General features: G+C 67.5%; 9 protein-coding genes. 5 read left to right on the top strand and 4 right to left on the bottom strand.

The features are described from left to right. Positions 1–318 precede the first annotated feature (318 nt). A complete protein-coding gene (locus tag KF785_17005; GenBank protein MBX3148467.1) occupies positions 319–981 on the top strand; it encodes a hypothetical protein in 663 nt (220 codons plus the stop codon). On the opposite strand, the gene KF785_17000 is transcribed toward KF785_17005, so the two are convergent. Further along, on the bottom strand, positions 926–1,897 hold the full coding sequence (locus KF785_17000; GenBank protein MBX3148466.1) for a CPBP family intramembrane metalloprotease: 972 nt from the start codon (positions 1,895–1,897) through the stop codon (positions 926–928). The two genes, KF785_17005 and KF785_17000, sit on opposite strands and share 56 nt — an antisense overlap. 28 nt (positions 1,898–1,925) lie before the next feature. Next, the gene (locus tag KF785_16995) at positions 1,926–2,660 is read right to left on the bottom strand and encodes a hypothetical protein (protein MBX3148465.1); all 735 of its coding nucleotides are present in this window, start codon (positions 2,658–2,660) and stop codon (positions 1,926–1,928) included. 279 nt (positions 2,661–2,939) lie between these two features. Between KF785_16995 and KF785_16990 the strand changes: the two genes are divergently transcribed. Next, positions 2,940–7,934, top strand: a complete 4,995-nt coding sequence (locus KF785_16990) for a translocation/assembly module TamB domain-containing protein (GenBank protein ID MBX3148464.1) — start codon at positions 2,940–2,942, stop codon at positions 7,932–7,934. Next, positions 7,924–10,098 carry a BamA/TamA family outer membrane protein gene (locus KF785_16985; protein MBX3148463.1) on the top strand — a complete coding sequence of 725 codons (2,175 nt, stop codon included), beginning with the start codon at positions 7,924–7,926 and terminating at the stop codon, positions 10,096–10,098. Before KF785_16990 ends, KF785_16985 begins: the two co-directional genes overlap by 11 nt. A 105-nt stretch (positions 10,099–10,203) precedes the next feature. Here KF785_16985 and KF785_16980 read toward each other — a convergent pair whose 3' ends face one another. Together KF785_16980 and KF785_16975 are read right to left on the bottom strand one after the other, a co-directional pair. Beyond that, on the bottom strand, positions 10,204–11,157 hold the full coding sequence (locus KF785_16980; GenBank protein MBX3148462.1) for a HEAT repeat domain-containing protein: 954 nt from the start codon (positions 11,155–11,157) through the stop codon (positions 10,204–10,206). Continuing rightward, a complete protein-coding gene (locus KF785_16975) occupies positions 11,154–12,470 on the bottom strand; it encodes a hypothetical protein (protein ID MBX3148461.1) in 1,317 nt (438 codons plus the stop codon). Before KF785_16975 ends, KF785_16980 begins: the two co-directional genes overlap by 4 nt. Before the next feature lie 219 nt (positions 12,471–12,689). On the opposite strand from KF785_16975, the gene KF785_16970 reads away from it, so the two are divergent. Both KF785_16970 and KF785_16965 read left to right on the top strand, forming a co-directional pair. Continuing rightward, on the top strand, positions 12,690–14,597 hold the full coding sequence (locus KF785_16970; protein MBX3148460.1) for a serine/threonine protein kinase: 1,908 nt from the start codon (positions 12,690–12,692) through the stop codon (positions 14,595–14,597). A 150-nt stretch (positions 14,598–14,747) separates the two neighbouring features. Continuing rightward, positions 14,748–15,770 (top strand): Ig-like domain-containing protein (locus KF785_16965; protein ID MBX3148459.1); only part of this gene is annotated, 1,023 nt, incomplete at its 3' end.

Raw genomic sequence — 15,770 nt, 5'->3', positions numbered from 1 at the left:
CCAGGATACGACCCTTGCTCGGTGGACCGGCGGACCGGTTCAGGGAACGCTGCAAGGATTGCGGGCCGGCGCCTCGCTGATCTCGTTCGTTGTTCGGCGCGGCAGCACTACGATCTATGAGGCACCGCCGCTCAACTTCGTGGTGCAGCCGGGCAGCTGATGTGGTGAGGGCCAAAGGGCGGGCTCCCACGGCCCGCCCCGGCGCAGCGCCAGTCTGACGCCGACTGGCGGAGTTGCCAGCCGGCGATATGTTCTCCTGGCCGCACGTCTCGCGGACTATCCAGACAAGCGCCCCATCACCACAGGAGACCACTCGCAATGCCCACCGGGAGGACAGGCGTACTCATTGGCGGTGCCATCGTCGTCGCACTGGCCGTCGTTGCTCTCCGGCTCCGTAACCCAAGCGAGGCCCCCGCAGAGGCGATGCCGGGCCCCGGCGGAGAGCCCACCCTCGAAGCGGTCCGCGCCGCGACCGAGCGGTTCAAAGATGTGAAGGTAGCCCTGGCCGAGGGATACATCGCTGACCCCACCAACACCTGCGAGACCGCAGCCATGATGGGGTTTGACCCGGCACTCGGCAGCATGGGCATCCACTACTTTCGCCCTGACCTGCTCGGAATCACCGGGCCCCCGAATCCACGAGTCGATGGCAACGGAACCCACACCGACTTCCTGAACCCCGGTGTCCTGATCTACGAACCGCAGGCCGACGGCTCACTCCAGCTCGTGGCCGTCGAGAACCTGGCGTTCGAGACCGCCTGGACCGCCGCGGGCAACACGGCGCCCCCGTCGTTCCATGGCGTCCCCTATGATCATATGGTCGACGATCCCGCGACGCCCCTCGACGAAGCGCACCATTTTGAGCGCCACTATGATCGCCATGTCTGGGTTCACCGCGAAAACCCCAACGGTACCTTCGCGCAGTTCAATCCGAATGTGACCTGTGCGCACCATCGGAGCGACGGCCACTCGCACTCGTGATGGCGTCGAGGCGGAGCCGCTCCGTTGTCCCAGAGCGGCTCCGCGCAATGATTCCAAGCGCAACGGTGACCAGCAGCGTGGCAAGCAACGCCGCCGTCGAGCGGTTGCCGCCCTCCAGCAGCGTCGCAGCAATGCCCTCGTTGTTGATCGAACGGTTGAACATCGTATGCGCAAGCCCAACCGCCAGAAGGCTGTCGCGCGCCCCGCGCATCACGAGGCCAAGGTACGAGCGGATCAGGATCCCGAGCACCGACAGCAGCAGGAAGTGGGCAGCCAGCGCCCCCGCCGAGGGGGTGCCATTGAGCAACTGCAGCGGTAAGTGGATGGCCGCAAATGGAACTGCAGTCAGCGCAGCTGCCGTGTAGAGGCTGTACCGTCGTTCGAGACGCGTCTGGAGAAACCCCGCCCAGGAGGCTTCCTCCCAGAGGTTGACGAGCAGCAACCCGAAGGCTATTCCCGACAGTTCCTTGCCAAGCATGGGCAGGGTCGGCGCCCGGACCGTGTCGCCGAGCAGCGCGGCAATCCCGATCGTGGCAGCCGGCAGGGCCAGCACCACCAATGCCCACCAACCGACGCCAACCCGCCAGGTTACCAGCCGCCGCAGCAGTGCAGCAACTGCCGGCCGCCCCCCTTCGAGCCCTGACACAATGAGCGCTGCCGGAAACAAGGCCAGCAGGACCATCAGCAGCGCGGCCGCCTTTTCGAGGTCGAGCCCGACGGCTGCCGGCCAGGATGCGCCGGGAACGACACCGCGATCGGCAAGGACAGGCACCAGCATGAGCGGATAGCCCAGGCCGAACACGATCGAGAGGTAGAGTGCAATGGGGTGGCGGCGGGCAAGGCCCCGAAGTCCAGCGCCAGGGACCGGGGCAGCGGAGGTGGCGGACATGGCCACGACGTACGATTCCTCCCCCATGGGAGGTTTCAGCGCCGCGAGTCGACAGCTACACCGGCGTCTTGAGGCCCCGCTCCGGTGCCCCAATCCGCCTGACAGGCCCCTGCTGCGCCAGCATCCGCTCCGCGAAATCCAGGCGCTCAGCCAGCTCGGCCAACTGCCGAGCCTGCTCGGCCTGGTGAATTCCCTGGCGGTCCTGCAGCGCCCCGAGACGACTGTCGATCAGATCTTCGGCCTTCATGACCCGAGCGGCTGCTGACTCGAGCCGGGCCAGATCGGCAGCGCTCAACCGGGTGGACCTGGGCGAGCGCCAAAGGCCCAGCGCCGCCAGCATGCGGCGCGGCAACCGCGCAACGAAACCGAGCGCCGTCGCCGCATAGTGCAGCGGGTTGACGGTTCGGATCAGCGCCATGTAGCGGTCGCTTTCGTAAACACCAATGGCCATGTCGATGACATCGAGGATCTCCTGCTCGAGACCTTCGGCGTAGCGGGCGGTGAAGATCTGCTGCAGCACCTCGAGCCGGCCCAGTGGCACGCCCGGATCAGTCTGGCCAGGCGTACCGGTGGACCCCGCTAACCCCGCCGCCCGAATGACCTGCAGCATCCGAGGCAGCATCTGGTTGATCCGGGACCGGGCACCGACGGCCCCTTCCCAATCCATTGGCACGCCGTTCTCGTCACATTCGGACTGGGCGAAATATCGCTCCACCAGATCACGGAACAGCCGGAGCTCCCGGGCCCGGTGACGGTTCCGTACTATGGTGAGCTGATCATGGGATTTCATCGCCCTGGCCTCGTCGAAGGTCTTGACCAAGAAGCTACCGGCACTCTCATTTCGACGCTACGGATCACCGGACCTCGTGCCCTGCCCGCCTGGACGCCATTCCGGCGGAGAACCGTACTCTCGTGAGCAGCAGCGTGCCCGGCAATCAGTCGAACGGCTGCGAGGCCGCAGCGGAGCGCTTCGAGGCGTCCTGCCGGGTCGCGGTGCATCCCATCGGACCGAAGTTCGTCCACCATCTAGTAGCCTGACACGAGGCAACCATTTGGACGGAGGGCAGGTTTGAGCACTTGGAACAGCCGCAGGGCACCGCGCATCGTTGCTCGAACTCTGCTCACTCTGATCGGGACCCTCGCCCTGGCCGTGTTGCTGCTTCAGCACGACGGGATCGCCACCGGGGCCCTGCGGCGCGTGGCAAACTGGCTCCAACCCTGGCCTGACGCCCGGCTCGAAATCGGCCGCGCCTCGATTTCCGGCATCAGCCGTGTCAGCGTTGCCGACCTCCGGTTGGTCCGGGCCGACAGCACCGCGATGGTCGAGATCGACTCGGTTCGACTGCGCCTGTCCCTGCTGCCGCTGTTGACTCGAAGGCTCCACCTGGGCGAGGTCCGGGTCGTCAACGCCAGCGTCGTCGCCCGGGAGCTGGGACCGTCCGGGTGGGACCTGACCGCGCCGTTCCAGACCCCGGATACCACCCCGCAGGAAACCGCGAGCGACCCGTTCGAGATCGCCATCGAGCGCCTCGACGTGATCGGAAGCCGGCTGGAGGCGCGCTACCTGGGCGACTCGACGCTCCGGGTCGACAGCCTGATCCTGGCAATGCGCGACTTCCGCTCGGGAGACGGTCTCCCCGTGCTGAGCCTCGACACGCTCGGTGCGCAGTTGACCCCACCCGGTCGCCCCACGCCGGCGACCGTCTCCGCGAAGCTGTACCTCGGATCGGATCGACTGAGCGTCAGCGGATTGTCCGTTCGCTCAGACTCGACTGATCTGTCCGCAGCTGGAGACCTTCGCCTGCCAGACGCCGACCCTCGCCGGGCGGACGCGGTCGACTTCCGGCTTGCCGCCGCACCGCTCGACTTCCGCGATATCGGCGCTTTGGTACCCGGGTTCGATGTGCCCGGCAGCCTCCGCCTCGATCTTCGCGTTACCGGGACCGCGAACCTGCTGACCCTGACCGGATCTGGCCGGAGCTTCGACGGCGCCACCCTCACAGTCGACGGCGCACTGACACCACGAACCACCGGCGGCGTCCGCTACCGGTCGACGTTGCGTGTCGACGGCCTCGACGCCTCGCTTTGGAGCAACGATGCGGCAGCCGGCTCGATCAATGCCCAGCTGAGCTTCGACCTCTCCGGCGACTCACTCACCGTCGTATCGGGTCCGTTCGAACTGGACGCCGATGGCGTTGTGGTAGGTGAGGGCCGTCTGGTACCGACGCGCCTCTCCGGCGCCTTCGAGCAGGGCCGCGGCCGGCTCAAGGTGCAGAGCGGCTGGGCACCCTGGGTCGACCTGCGCGGCAAAGGCGAAGTCCGGCCCTTCGACGAGCAGCCGAGTTATCAGCTCGACGTGACGCTGACCCCGCGCGATTCCCTGCTCCAGGCCGGCACGGTCGCGCTCGACAACCTGCAGGCTCGCATCGAGGTCGCCGGTACGGGCGCTCCAACTCTGAGCGGCCAGGGCCGGGCAACCCTGACCGCGACCGGCACAGTCGCCGGTCAGCCGCTCGAGAACACCTCGCTGCGCGCCGAGTGGCGGGAACAGCGCGTCGATGCGCGGCTGGGGGCTACACTTGGTAGCGCCCGCGCCACTGGCACCCTGCTGCTCGAGCGGCGCGGCCAGAACGATGCCCTGAGCTTTCGGGTGCCGCGTCTGACCGTCAGCGACCTTGCCCTGGCTCCCTTCCTGGGCGACTCGGCCCGAGGCTGCCTTCATCTCGACGCCAACGCGCAGGGCGCCCGACTCGAGCCGGCCGCGATCACGGCCGATGGCACGCTTCGCTGGGACAGCGCCGGCTGGGGCTCTCTCGCGGTCGACAGCGCGGCCGCCAGCTTTCGACTGGCTGATGGACGGGTCCGGCTGACCGGCGGCGCCCGATCCGCAGGCGGGACGGTCTCGCTCGATGGGCAGGCACAGCCGTTTCTGAACCAGCCGATCTGGGACCTGACCGAACTCCGGATCCGGGACATCGACCTCGCCGCGATCGACGCCGCCTGGCCGGCATCACAGATCTCGGCCACCGCCTCCCTGTCGGCGCGCGGCAACCTGCCCGCGCTCACCGGCGATGGCACCGTACGGATCGAGCCGTCGCGAGTCGACTCGGTGCGCTTCGGACCAAGCGACCTTGCGCTCACGCTCGCGCCCGATCGTGTCACGATGGCCGGTACCCTGCCGATGGCCGAGGGAGCCGTCGAGATAGCGGCGGCCGTGGGACCGTTCGGGCCGGTTCCCGGCCTCGACGCCCGACTGGGCATCCGGCAGCTCGCGCTCGGTCCGCTGACGCAGGGACGGGTCCAAGCCTCGGTATCCGGTCCGATCACCCTGACACTGACACCAACGCCAGGCGACACGACCTCCGGGCTGATGCGTGTGGTCGCAGCGCTGGAAAGCGCGGCCGGTACCGCATCGCTCGACGGCCACGCGGCGCTGACCCGACGCAGCGAGACTGGCGACAGCGCGGCCTGGCAGGTGACCCGGGGTGAGGCCGATCTCGCGCTGCACCTGACGGATCTCGGCGCCATCTCGGCGCAGGATAGCATCAACGGCCAGTTCGCTGCCACCGCGCGGATCGAGGGTCAGGGAGTCGACCCCGCAACGATGCGATGGACCGGGCGGGCTCATGCCTCGGGCAACGCCAACGATGCCCGACTCGACTCCCTGGCCCTTCGTGGGGCGGTCTCGAACGGCGTATTCCGCCTCGACACGCTCCTGCTCGCCTCGAACATACTGCGCGGCGGCGGCAGCGGTCGGGTGCCGCTGGTCCGCCAGTCGGGCGCGGGTGACACATTGCGGGTCCACCTGGTGGCCGATACGACCCGTCCGCCGCCCGCGCAGACGGTGCTGCCGATCCGACCGCTGGGCATCAGGAGCGGACAGATCGACGCTCGAGTCTGGCGCAACGACCAGGGCCTCGCGCTGGCCGGCAGCGCCTCGGTCGGCGGCCTGATTGCCGGCATGGCCGCCGCCGATACGCTGCAGCTCGATCTGACCCGCGCAGAGAGCGACGGCACGGACTGGCACGTCAACGGCCAGGCCACCGGCAAGGAGGTGGCCTGGCAGACCACGCATCTGCAGCAGGTCGATGCGAAGGTCAGTTCCGAAGCAGGCGAGATGACCTTCAGCGTCAGCGCACGTCGCGATGCAGGTCATCAGCTGACCCTTGGCGGGCGAGGAAGGGCCAGTGAGCGTCGGTTCTTCCTGTCCGACTTGGGCTTCACCTTTGGCGAGACCGTTTGGGCCCTGAGCGATACCGCCTCGATTAGCTGGGGCGACCGAATCGTAGTGAGCGACCTCGAGCTGCGGGCCGGCCGGCGCCGGATCGAAGTCGATGGCCACCTCGACCGAACAGGGACGCAAGCACTGGCCCTGACGCTCGACTCGGTACCGATCGGCGGCTTTGCTGCATTTGCCGGCCTCGAGAACCTCAACGGAACCCTGCATGGGACGGTTCACCTCGAGGGGCCGGCCGACCAGGTGGCCGTGCGCACCAACCTCAATCTGGCCATGCCTGATGTCGTTGCGCGGCTCACGACATCCGCGCCAAGCCCCGGACAGCTCCGTCTCGATGCACGGCTCCAGGACCGTCAGGGGCGCACGCTCGAGGCGGCCGGAACGATTCCGTTCCGGCTCACCCTCGCAGGCGACAGCTTGCTTCCCACACCTCCCGAGAGCGCTCCGGTCGACCTGACTCTTCGCGGCACCGACTTTCCGATCGGCTGGATGGCGCCCTTTGCACAGTTTGCGGGTGTCGAACGGATCGAGGGTCAGGTGTCAAGTGATGCCCGCTTGACTGGCACGATCGGCAGTCCGAGCGCATCGGGCACCATTCGCCTGGCCGGCGGACGGATCACCGTACCACGCCAGGGTGTGGACTACCGGCGGATTACCGCTGACGCCACATTCGCCGGTGAAACGATCCAGGTCACGCGACTGGAAGCCACCGCGGACGGCACCGCCAGCGTGCGCGGCAACATCGTGCTGACCACTCTCAACGATCCGGAGCTGGCCCTCGACGCGAACTTCAAGGAGTTCCGCGCGCTCCGCAATGAATGGGTCCGGCTCGGCCTCGACGGAAACATCCGCTTGACTGGCACCGTGTCCCAGCCCAAGGCCGAGGGATCGATCAGTCTGGTCAAGACCGACATCTATGCCGACGAGGTTGGCCAAGGCACTGCCGCGATGCCGGTGGAACTGACGCCGGCGGACTATGCCATGCTGGAATCGTACTTCGGTTATCGACCGGGCGATGCAGCAATCGTACGGGACCCCCTCCTCCCTTGGGCCATCGACGTCAAGCTGACCCTCGGCGGCGACGTCTGGCTGCGCAAGCAGGCGCAGCCGCAGATGCGGGTGCTGCTGACCGGCTCGCTCGATGTACGGAAGGCAGCCAATGACTCGCTGCAGCTGTTCGGCACAGCCGAGGTCGTACCGGGCCGAAGCGTGGTCGAACAGTTCGGCCGCCGGTTCGCGATCGACCAGGGTAGCGTCACCTTCAATGGACTGGTGACCGACTGGACCACCTCGATCGAAGCCAGCTACGCCGTGCCGTCCACTCCCGACGCCATCGATCCAAATATCCAGATCACGCTGAGCGTCACCGGAAAGATGGACAGCCTGCGACTTGAACTCAGCTCCAACCCGCAGCTCGAGACGTCCGACCTCGTTTCCTACCTGGCCACCGGACGCCCGGCTGCGCGGGCGCTGAGCGGAAGTGGTGAGAGCACTTCCCTGACCGACCGAGGTACCTCACTCGCACTCGGCACGGTGACCGGGCTGCTCGAACGCCAGGCGGGCGAAGCCGTTGGCCTCGATGTCATGGAGATTCGCCACGGCGGCCCCGATGGAACCGTGGTCATCGCAGGCCGCTATGTCTCGCCGCGCCTGTACGTCGGATTTCAGCAGCCGCTCAACTCAGCCCAGTCGGATCAGTCCCTCACCGACAAGGGGCCGACCACGCGGGTGGAGGTCGAGTACACCCTGTTCCGCTGGTTGCTGCTCAACCTGCAGGCCGGGCAGTCGGAGTTTCGTTCCTTCTTCCGGACCCGCTATGCGTTCTGAGCTGACCCGGCGGCTCTGCCTCGTAGCGCTCGTTGCGATGGCCGGACTCGGCGCGCTCGCTCGGCCGCTTGCCGCACAGATTCCCTACACGGTCTTCGATGAGAACACCGAGGTCCGCTCGCTCGGGTTCGAGTTCACGACCTCGAGGACATTCAAGGAGGGAGAGCTCAAGGCGCAGATCGCGCTGAGCAATCGGGGAGCGCTTTACGGGCTTCGTCGCACGCTGGCGGCGCTTCCGATCGTCAGCTCGCCTGCCCCGCACCCCTTCGCGCCACTCGACCTGCAACGCGACGTGGCACGACTCCGGCGGTTTTATGGCAATGCGGGGTTCCTCGAAACGCAGATCTGGTATGACGTCAAGTACCATGACAACGACAACACCGTCGACATCACCTTCTTCATCGATGAAGGCCGTCCGATTCTGATTCGGGCCATCACCATCACGGCACCGGACGGCGGTGACCTGATGACCCGGCTGCCGGAGGACTACGTCGGCGAGTGGCAGCGGCGACGTGACGCCATCGGCGCCGACACAGGAGGCCGGTACACCGAGACGACCCGGGCGTGGCATGAGACCGACCTGCTGGCCTGGTGGCGCAACCGTGGCTGGGCCTTCGCAACGGTTGCAGCAAGCGCACCAATCGATACCGCTGCCGCCACCACCGAGCTGCAGTTCACCATCGACCCCGGACCCCGGACCCGAATCGGGCGGATCACGATCGAAGGCCAGGAGAGCGTCTCCGACGAGGTGATCCGGCGCGTGCTTCCCTTCCGCGAAGGACGCTGGTTCAATGCGCAGGCGCTGGCTGAGGGGCGGCAGCGGGTCTTCGGACTGGATCTGTTCCGACTGGCGCTGATCGACGTCGAGCGTGACCCCGCCAATGACTCACTCGCCAACTTGCGGATCAGAGTCACCGAGAACCCGCCGCGGCTGATTACCGGCGAGATCGGCTACGTCGGTGACGGTGGCATCAGCACCCAGGGACAGTTTGCTCACCGCAACTTCGGCGGCGGGGCCCGGACGCTTCGCGTCTCGGCGCTGGCAGAAACCGGACTGCTCAGCGTGGGCGACCTCGACAACGAAGAGTATCGTCTGTCGGTGGCGTATCGAGCACCCTGGTTTCTGCATCGGCGCTACTCGCTCACGGTTGAACCGTTCGGCTACTATCGCAACAACGTTACCGATCGATCGTGGCAAGCGGGTATCGAGACCTCGCTGGTCTATGAACTCGGTCCCTATCGGTTCATCACCTTGCAGCACCGCTACTCGCATCGACGGATTCTCGACTACCGGCTTGGCAGCGGCAGCATCATCGATCTCAACTCGCTGCTCCGGCTCATCGGCGAGGGGGCCATCGATTCGCTGAGCAGGGGCAGCCAGCGCTCGACCCTTTCGCTCTCCGGGACGGTCGGACGTTTCGACCCGACTCGCCCGGCCCGAACGGTTCAGGGCAGGCCCACGCTCGAGATCACGACGCCCGGCGGCCTCAACACCATCGAGTACTTTGCCGCGGATCTGCCGATCTTCGGCTATCTCCCGATCGGTCCGCGCGTGACCGCGACGGCACGCATGAGGATTGGGAGGGTCTGGCCGTATGGCAAATCGATTCAGAGCGACGACCAGTCGAACCTGATTGCCTCGCTGCAGCTGCGCGATGTGCTCCTGACGACCGGCGGCACCGGCTCGGTGCGCGGTTGGGGCGAAGCCCAACTCGGCCCCAAGTTCGTCAACCTGACGCTGACGCCGATCGAGGGCACGGATTCGCTCGAGCTGGGCGCCCGCGGATATGCTCCGTCGGGTGGCTTGGCGCGGATGAGCGGGTCGCTCGAACTGCAGCTGCCCTTCCCCGGCCTCGGCGACGCTTGGGGAACCCACCTCTTCTTCGACGCGGGTCGAGTCTGGACGCCGGACAGCCGGTTCCGGGCAGATGACCCGGGCGATTCGGAGCGGTGGTTCTTCGGCACCGGGTTCGGCGTTCAGGTGCGGACGCTGGTTGGGCCGGTCCGGATCAGCCTGGGCTACAAGCTCAACCCGTCGGAGCTCGATTTGCGGGATGCGGAGCCCATCCTCGAGGCCCTCCTCGCGGGCCGGCCGATCAGTTCGGTTCCGGTGAACTCAAAGCGGCGCTATCATCTTCACTTCTCGCTGGGGCAGAGTTTCTGACGTCACGTTGGCCCCAGCCGAGCTGTTCAGCGACCTCACGGCAGCTCGAGTTCCGCAGGATGGCGCATGGCATGATGGTGGCTTCGTGACCTCGTGCCCCCGGGATCAGGCCAGGTACGGTCCGGGGTCGACACCGATCCGGCCGCAGAGCTCTCGAAACGCTGCCGCGCGCTCCACCGTCGATTCGGTGTGAAAGGTCAGGAAGAACGGACGGAGGCTCATCTCAAACGGCTCGCTCGCCTTGCCATGGAGGTACACCAGCATCGCCGCAAAGTGTACGGCCACTTCGCCTTCGCGGTTCAGCGTGCCCCGAAGCAGCGCGTCGATGACAGCAGCAGGATGGAACGTTTCCACCTGATCCAGCAGTTGCGTCAATCCCCCATAGAACTCGGCTGTTTCCAGGCCGCGCACGAGAGACGCCGTTGCCGCGTCTCGATCAAGCTGCGCAGCCGCAAATCGCGTGACGGCAGCCCGGACCATGGCGTCAGGGTCGTCGAGTGCGGCGAAGATCGCGGCCCGGGCTCGCGGCGTGTCGAGCGCAGCCAGCGCCTCGATGTCATGCCAGGAGCGCGGCCGCTTCTCGAGCAGTCGATCTTCGATCAGGCGTCGGGCATCTGGCGAGGCAACCGACAGCGCCTCCAAGTCGTAGCCGATACCGTCATGCCAGCGTTCCCGGTTCCGCGCCATACTCCGGATGAACCGGTCGAGCGGCGACTCCGCCACCGGCGGACCGGTGACGGTGCCCGGGCCCCGACCGATCTCCTCGAGGAAGCGATCGCGCTCCTCCGAAAGCGCGGCGCCCTCGCCGCCGCTGGTGGCCTGGCTGGCGTAATGGCAGATCCATCGCTCGGCCTGGTCCGCAGCGGCGCTGGCACCCTGCTGATCTCCCGACTCCGCAAGTCGGACCATGCGTTGACGGTACAACTCGGCGACGGACGCCGCCGCCCCGATGTGGTCGACCGCGGCTGTGATCGCGCGTTCAGCGTCATCGAGTCGATTGGCCTGCTCGAGCGCGACGGCCTGGCGCCACCAGGCCGGTCCGCTGGAATCGCCCGTCACTCCGTCAACCAGCGCAGCCAGGACGGGGCATGCCAGACCGTCGGTCGCCAACCCCAACCGGCGGTCGTGACGGCGGCGGTGAACGGCGCCTTCATTTCCTGCAGATTGAAGGTGTAGGCATAGGAAAGCTGCGGAGTGAATCGCCCTTGCGGGTCGAGTTGCAGGCCGAAGACCCGCTGTTGCTCGTACTGAAAGAAGACGATTCCGGCCATGGTCCGCCACGAGACGCCTGCACCGTCCAGTCCGGCTGACCAGTCGACTCGACTGACCTGCTCCGTCGGCCGGGCAACCCGTTTCGACTCGTCGAGTTCGATCAGGATCCGGTGCGTCGCGCGCATGCCGCGCACCCGGGCAAGGTCGACCCATCGAGCGTCGGCAAAGCGCCAGGTCACGACGATCCGCCCACCCGGCGTCTCCTCCTGCACCGAGTAGGGCGCATCGAGCTCGTTGATGGCCAGCAGGCGCCGACGCAGCTCGGGCTCGGACACCGGGGCGGCTCCGGCAACCGGGGGGAGCGACGACGCCCACGTCGACCCCTTGAAGAACCAGAGGGTGGCCACCACCACCAGCAGCAGCACCAGCCCCGCAAGCACGGCGGGGCGGTACAACCAGAACGTCGCGCCCGGATCGGCTGCCGCCGACACCGGGGCTTCGATCGGCGCCACGACCCGCGAGGCCGCGAGCGCCGATCGAACGGTTCGCTCATCGGGACCCGTCAACGCGATCAAGGTGCGACCAGCCGTCAGCGTCAAGAGCACGTCGCCCACGGGTCGCGAAACGAGCACGGCACCATCCGGCGCCGGATCAGGCAGGTAGCCGGCTGCGGAGCGCAGATACCCCTCAGCCGCCACCCGGGCAGCAGCAGGATTGGCATAGCGCGCGACGACTGCCGTGCCCGCCGGAGGCAAGATCGCCATCTGGGCCACCTGCGCATCGCCGTAGGGTCCGCTGGGGCCGAGCCGAGTCAGATCCGAGATGAGGTCAGGATCGGCTCCTGGAAAGACGGTCTGCGGGTTTGCAAAGACACTGCCGGTGACTGCAAGAGCCGACTCCACCTCGCGGTACCCTTCGGTCCCTGATCCGCCAGCCACCCGTGTCAGACTTCGTTTGGGAATCCACCCCGATCCCTGCGCAACGTGAAAAAGCAGCTGAGGACCGCCGATGATGCCGAGATACACCCCAAAGAATGCCAACGGGCGGAGCGAAGCACCTGCCCGAGTCATCACGGCCGCCAATATGACGAATACGATTGCCACGATGACGAGCGCCACCAAGGATACCATCAACGCTGGATTGCCGCGCAGCAGGCTCATCTCATCCTCACGACGCTGGCCCGAGACCCGACCCGGACGACGGACGCAAGCTTATCACCCGTCCCGCTCGAGCACCAGATGGTTGCAGTGGGATCCGGCAGGCACGGACCACCGCCCCGGATTTCGACGATCGCACCGGCCGGCGGCGCCACGATCGATGCCCAGCCCCGACGTAGCGGGACGGACCCGACGCATGTACTTTACACCGCAAAGCAGATCATGACTCAGCCGACCCCGGACTTCCTCGACCTCCAGGCCGCCCTCGCCGGCGAGTACTCGCTCCAGCGAGAACTCGGCCGAGGCGGCATGGGCATCGTCTATCTCGCCCGGGATGTCCTGCTCGACCGGGACGTGGCCATCAAGGTCCTCCCCACCCCGTTGGCCGGCAATCCTGCCGCACGGGAGCGCTTTCTCCGCGAAGCCCGGATGGCGGCCGGGCTCTCACACCCGCACATCGTCCCGATCCACCGGGTCGGCGAGGTCGGCGGCTTCGTCTTTTTCGTAATGAGCTATATCGAGGGGGAGTCGCTTGGTGAGCGGCTGCGATCCCGGGGGCCCCTCGCACCGGCGGACGCCACCCGATTGCTGCGCGAGGTGTCCTGGGCTCTCGCGTACGCCCACGGACGCGGCATCATCCACCGCGACGTCAAACCCGATAACATCCTGATCGAAGCCGGCAGCGGTCGCGCCCTGGTGACAGACTTCGGGATCGCACAGGCCGGCACCGGCTCCGCGGCAACCGACGGGCACCTGATCATGGGAACGGCGCGGTTCATGAGCCCGGAACAGGCGCTTGGGGACAGCCTCGACGGCCGGAGCGACATCTACGCGCTAGGCGTGGTCGGATTCCTGGCCCTGAGCGGGCGCCTCCCGTTCGAGGGGTCCGAACTCCCCGCCCTGCTGGTACAGCAGACCACCCGGGAGGCGCCGAGCTTGTCCACGATTGCGCCAGGGATGCCCGCAGCGCTCGCCGAGGCGATCGACCGCTGCCTCGCCCGCGACCCCGACGACCGATTCCCCGACGGCGAAGCCCTGGCTGCGGCATTGGCCCCGACCGCCGAGACCCGGCCCGCGCTCCCTCCGTCGCTGCGTGCCTGGCTTGGCGCCCGCAACCCGATGCTGGTGCCATATCTCGCCTGGGGCGGCCTCTTTGGAACCCTGACGCTCGCAAACCTGACGGTCTGGCTGCTCGGCCGTCGCCCGGACGGCCCGGCCGACATCGTGCTGCTCGCGGCGATCACCGCCGCTCCGCTGCTGCCGATCATCGGGTTTCACCTCAACCAGGCCCGCCGACAGTTCAAAGCCGGCTACTCGCTCGCCGACCTGCTTGCCGCGCTCGAGCTGGAACGGCGGGAACGCGACGAGACGGAAGCGGCGTCCCGAGCCGAGGGCGAACCTGGACTCCACCGGATCCTGCGCCTGGCGACGACCGCCGCCGCGACCTGGCTCGCCACCACGGTCGGGCTGGTGGCAGCCGGTGTCGTGCACGAGCGTGACCTCGGCATGATCTTCTTGCTGCTGCCGATGGGCGCCACGCTTCTGCTCGGCGCCGCCAGCAACGCACTGGATGTCCAGTTCATCCCGACCGGCCTGAGACGCTGGTGGCAGACGGGCGTTCGCGACCGGCTCTGGAACAGCCGATTGGGCCGCTGGTTTGCGAAGCAACTCGGCGCCCCGAAGGTGTCGCAGGCCGTCGGTGGCGGGGTCTTCCGCGCCACCGAAGCTGCGCTGGGAGTTGCCGCCGGCGATCTGTTTGCTGCGCTTCCCAAGCAATATCGCAACCAGCTTGCCGAGCTACCTGGCGTGGTAGCCGCTCTAGAGTCGCAAGCGGCGGCCGCTCGGGCTGATGTCGATGAGGTCGCGGCCTTGGTGGCCTCGCGCCCCGAAGACGCCGACGCCCTGGCCGTCCGCCGTTCCGCCGCCGCGGCTCGACTGGCCGAGAGTGTTGGCGCCCTGGAACGGGTCCGACTCGACCTGCTGCGGCTCCATGCCGGCACTACCGACCTGGCCCCGCTGACGACCCTGATCGACGCAGCCCGCCGGATTGGCGAGGGCGTCGACCGTCTCGTTGCCGCCCGGCGCGAGGCGGACGACGCCGTTCGGACGGATCCACCGGTCCAACCCTGAACCACGTCGGCCACCGACCAAGCCAGGCGTGATCCCTGGCACAACCCACCATCGCGTACCCCCAGAGAAGGACGATTCCGGCGCACGGACCGCGGCAGACCGCCCGCTCCAGCCGATCCTGTTGTGCCGTCCCAGGTGGAGCGAGCGATCATGAGAGCACTAGTCCCCGCAGCAGTACTGCCCCTGATGTTTGCCCTGACCGGATGCGGTGATACCAGCACGCCAAACGATCCGCCCAGCCCACCGCCCAGAACTCCTGCCGCCTTGGCCCTCGCTGCCGGTGACGCTCAGCAGGCCCCAGCGGGCAGCGCGGTCGCCATCGCACCGTCAGTCATGGTCCGGGACGGTCAGGGCCAGCCGCTGGCGGGTGTCACGGTTCAGTTCGCGGTCTCCGCCGGCGGTGGGCAGGTCGCCGGCGGCTCTCCGATAACGGATGCCTCTGGAGTTGCCAGCGTGACGAGCTGGGTCCTCGGGCCAAACGGCGACCAGCGGCTGTCGGCCCAGGTTGGTTCGCTGCCGGCAGTCGTCTTCGCAGCCAGCATTACTCCAGGAACAGGCATCCACACCGGCACCGTCGGATCCGGCGGGGGCACCGTCGCGATCGCTGAGCCGGGGCATCCCTACCATGGCCTGACGCTGACCATCCCGGCCGGCACCGCCGCAGCGAGCACCGACTGGCGCTTTCGGATCGACCCCTCGGCACCGGCGGTGACGTTACCGGCCGGCGCTTCCGTCGCTGGGCCGGTGCTCGAGATCTCCACCTCGCACGGCCGAGGAAACCGGCTGATGCAGCTGGAGGTACCGATCCCGGAAACGGCAGAGGGGCGCCTGTTCCTGGCCCTGCACGACCCGGCGCGCAACGTGATCGAGCTGCTGCCGACGGTCGCCCGAACCGCAACGTCCGTCGTCGTCGCGACCGCCCACCTCCGCGCCAGCCTGATTCAGGGCCCCGCCCCACTCCTGGCGCAAAGGTTTGCTGCCGCGTCGCTGGCCAGCGACGAGGTGGCGCGGCTGATCCCGATTGCCATCGACAACATGACGGACCTGCTCACCAACCTGGAGACGTTCACGGCCCTGATGAACCGCTGGCCAGTACGCGACCACGGCTCCGCAGCCTTTCCAGGAGGACACAGCACCGGGATTGCCGCGCTGGAAGCGGTTGCCACGATCCGA

The sequence above is a fragment of the Gemmatimonadales bacterium genome, assembly GCA_019637315.1.
GTDB lineage: Bacteria > Gemmatimonadota > Gemmatimonadetes > Gemmatimonadales > GWC2-71-9 > SHZU01.
Note: the sequence above shows the minus strand (reverse complement) of the source record. Positions and strands in the feature narration are given on the sequence as shown.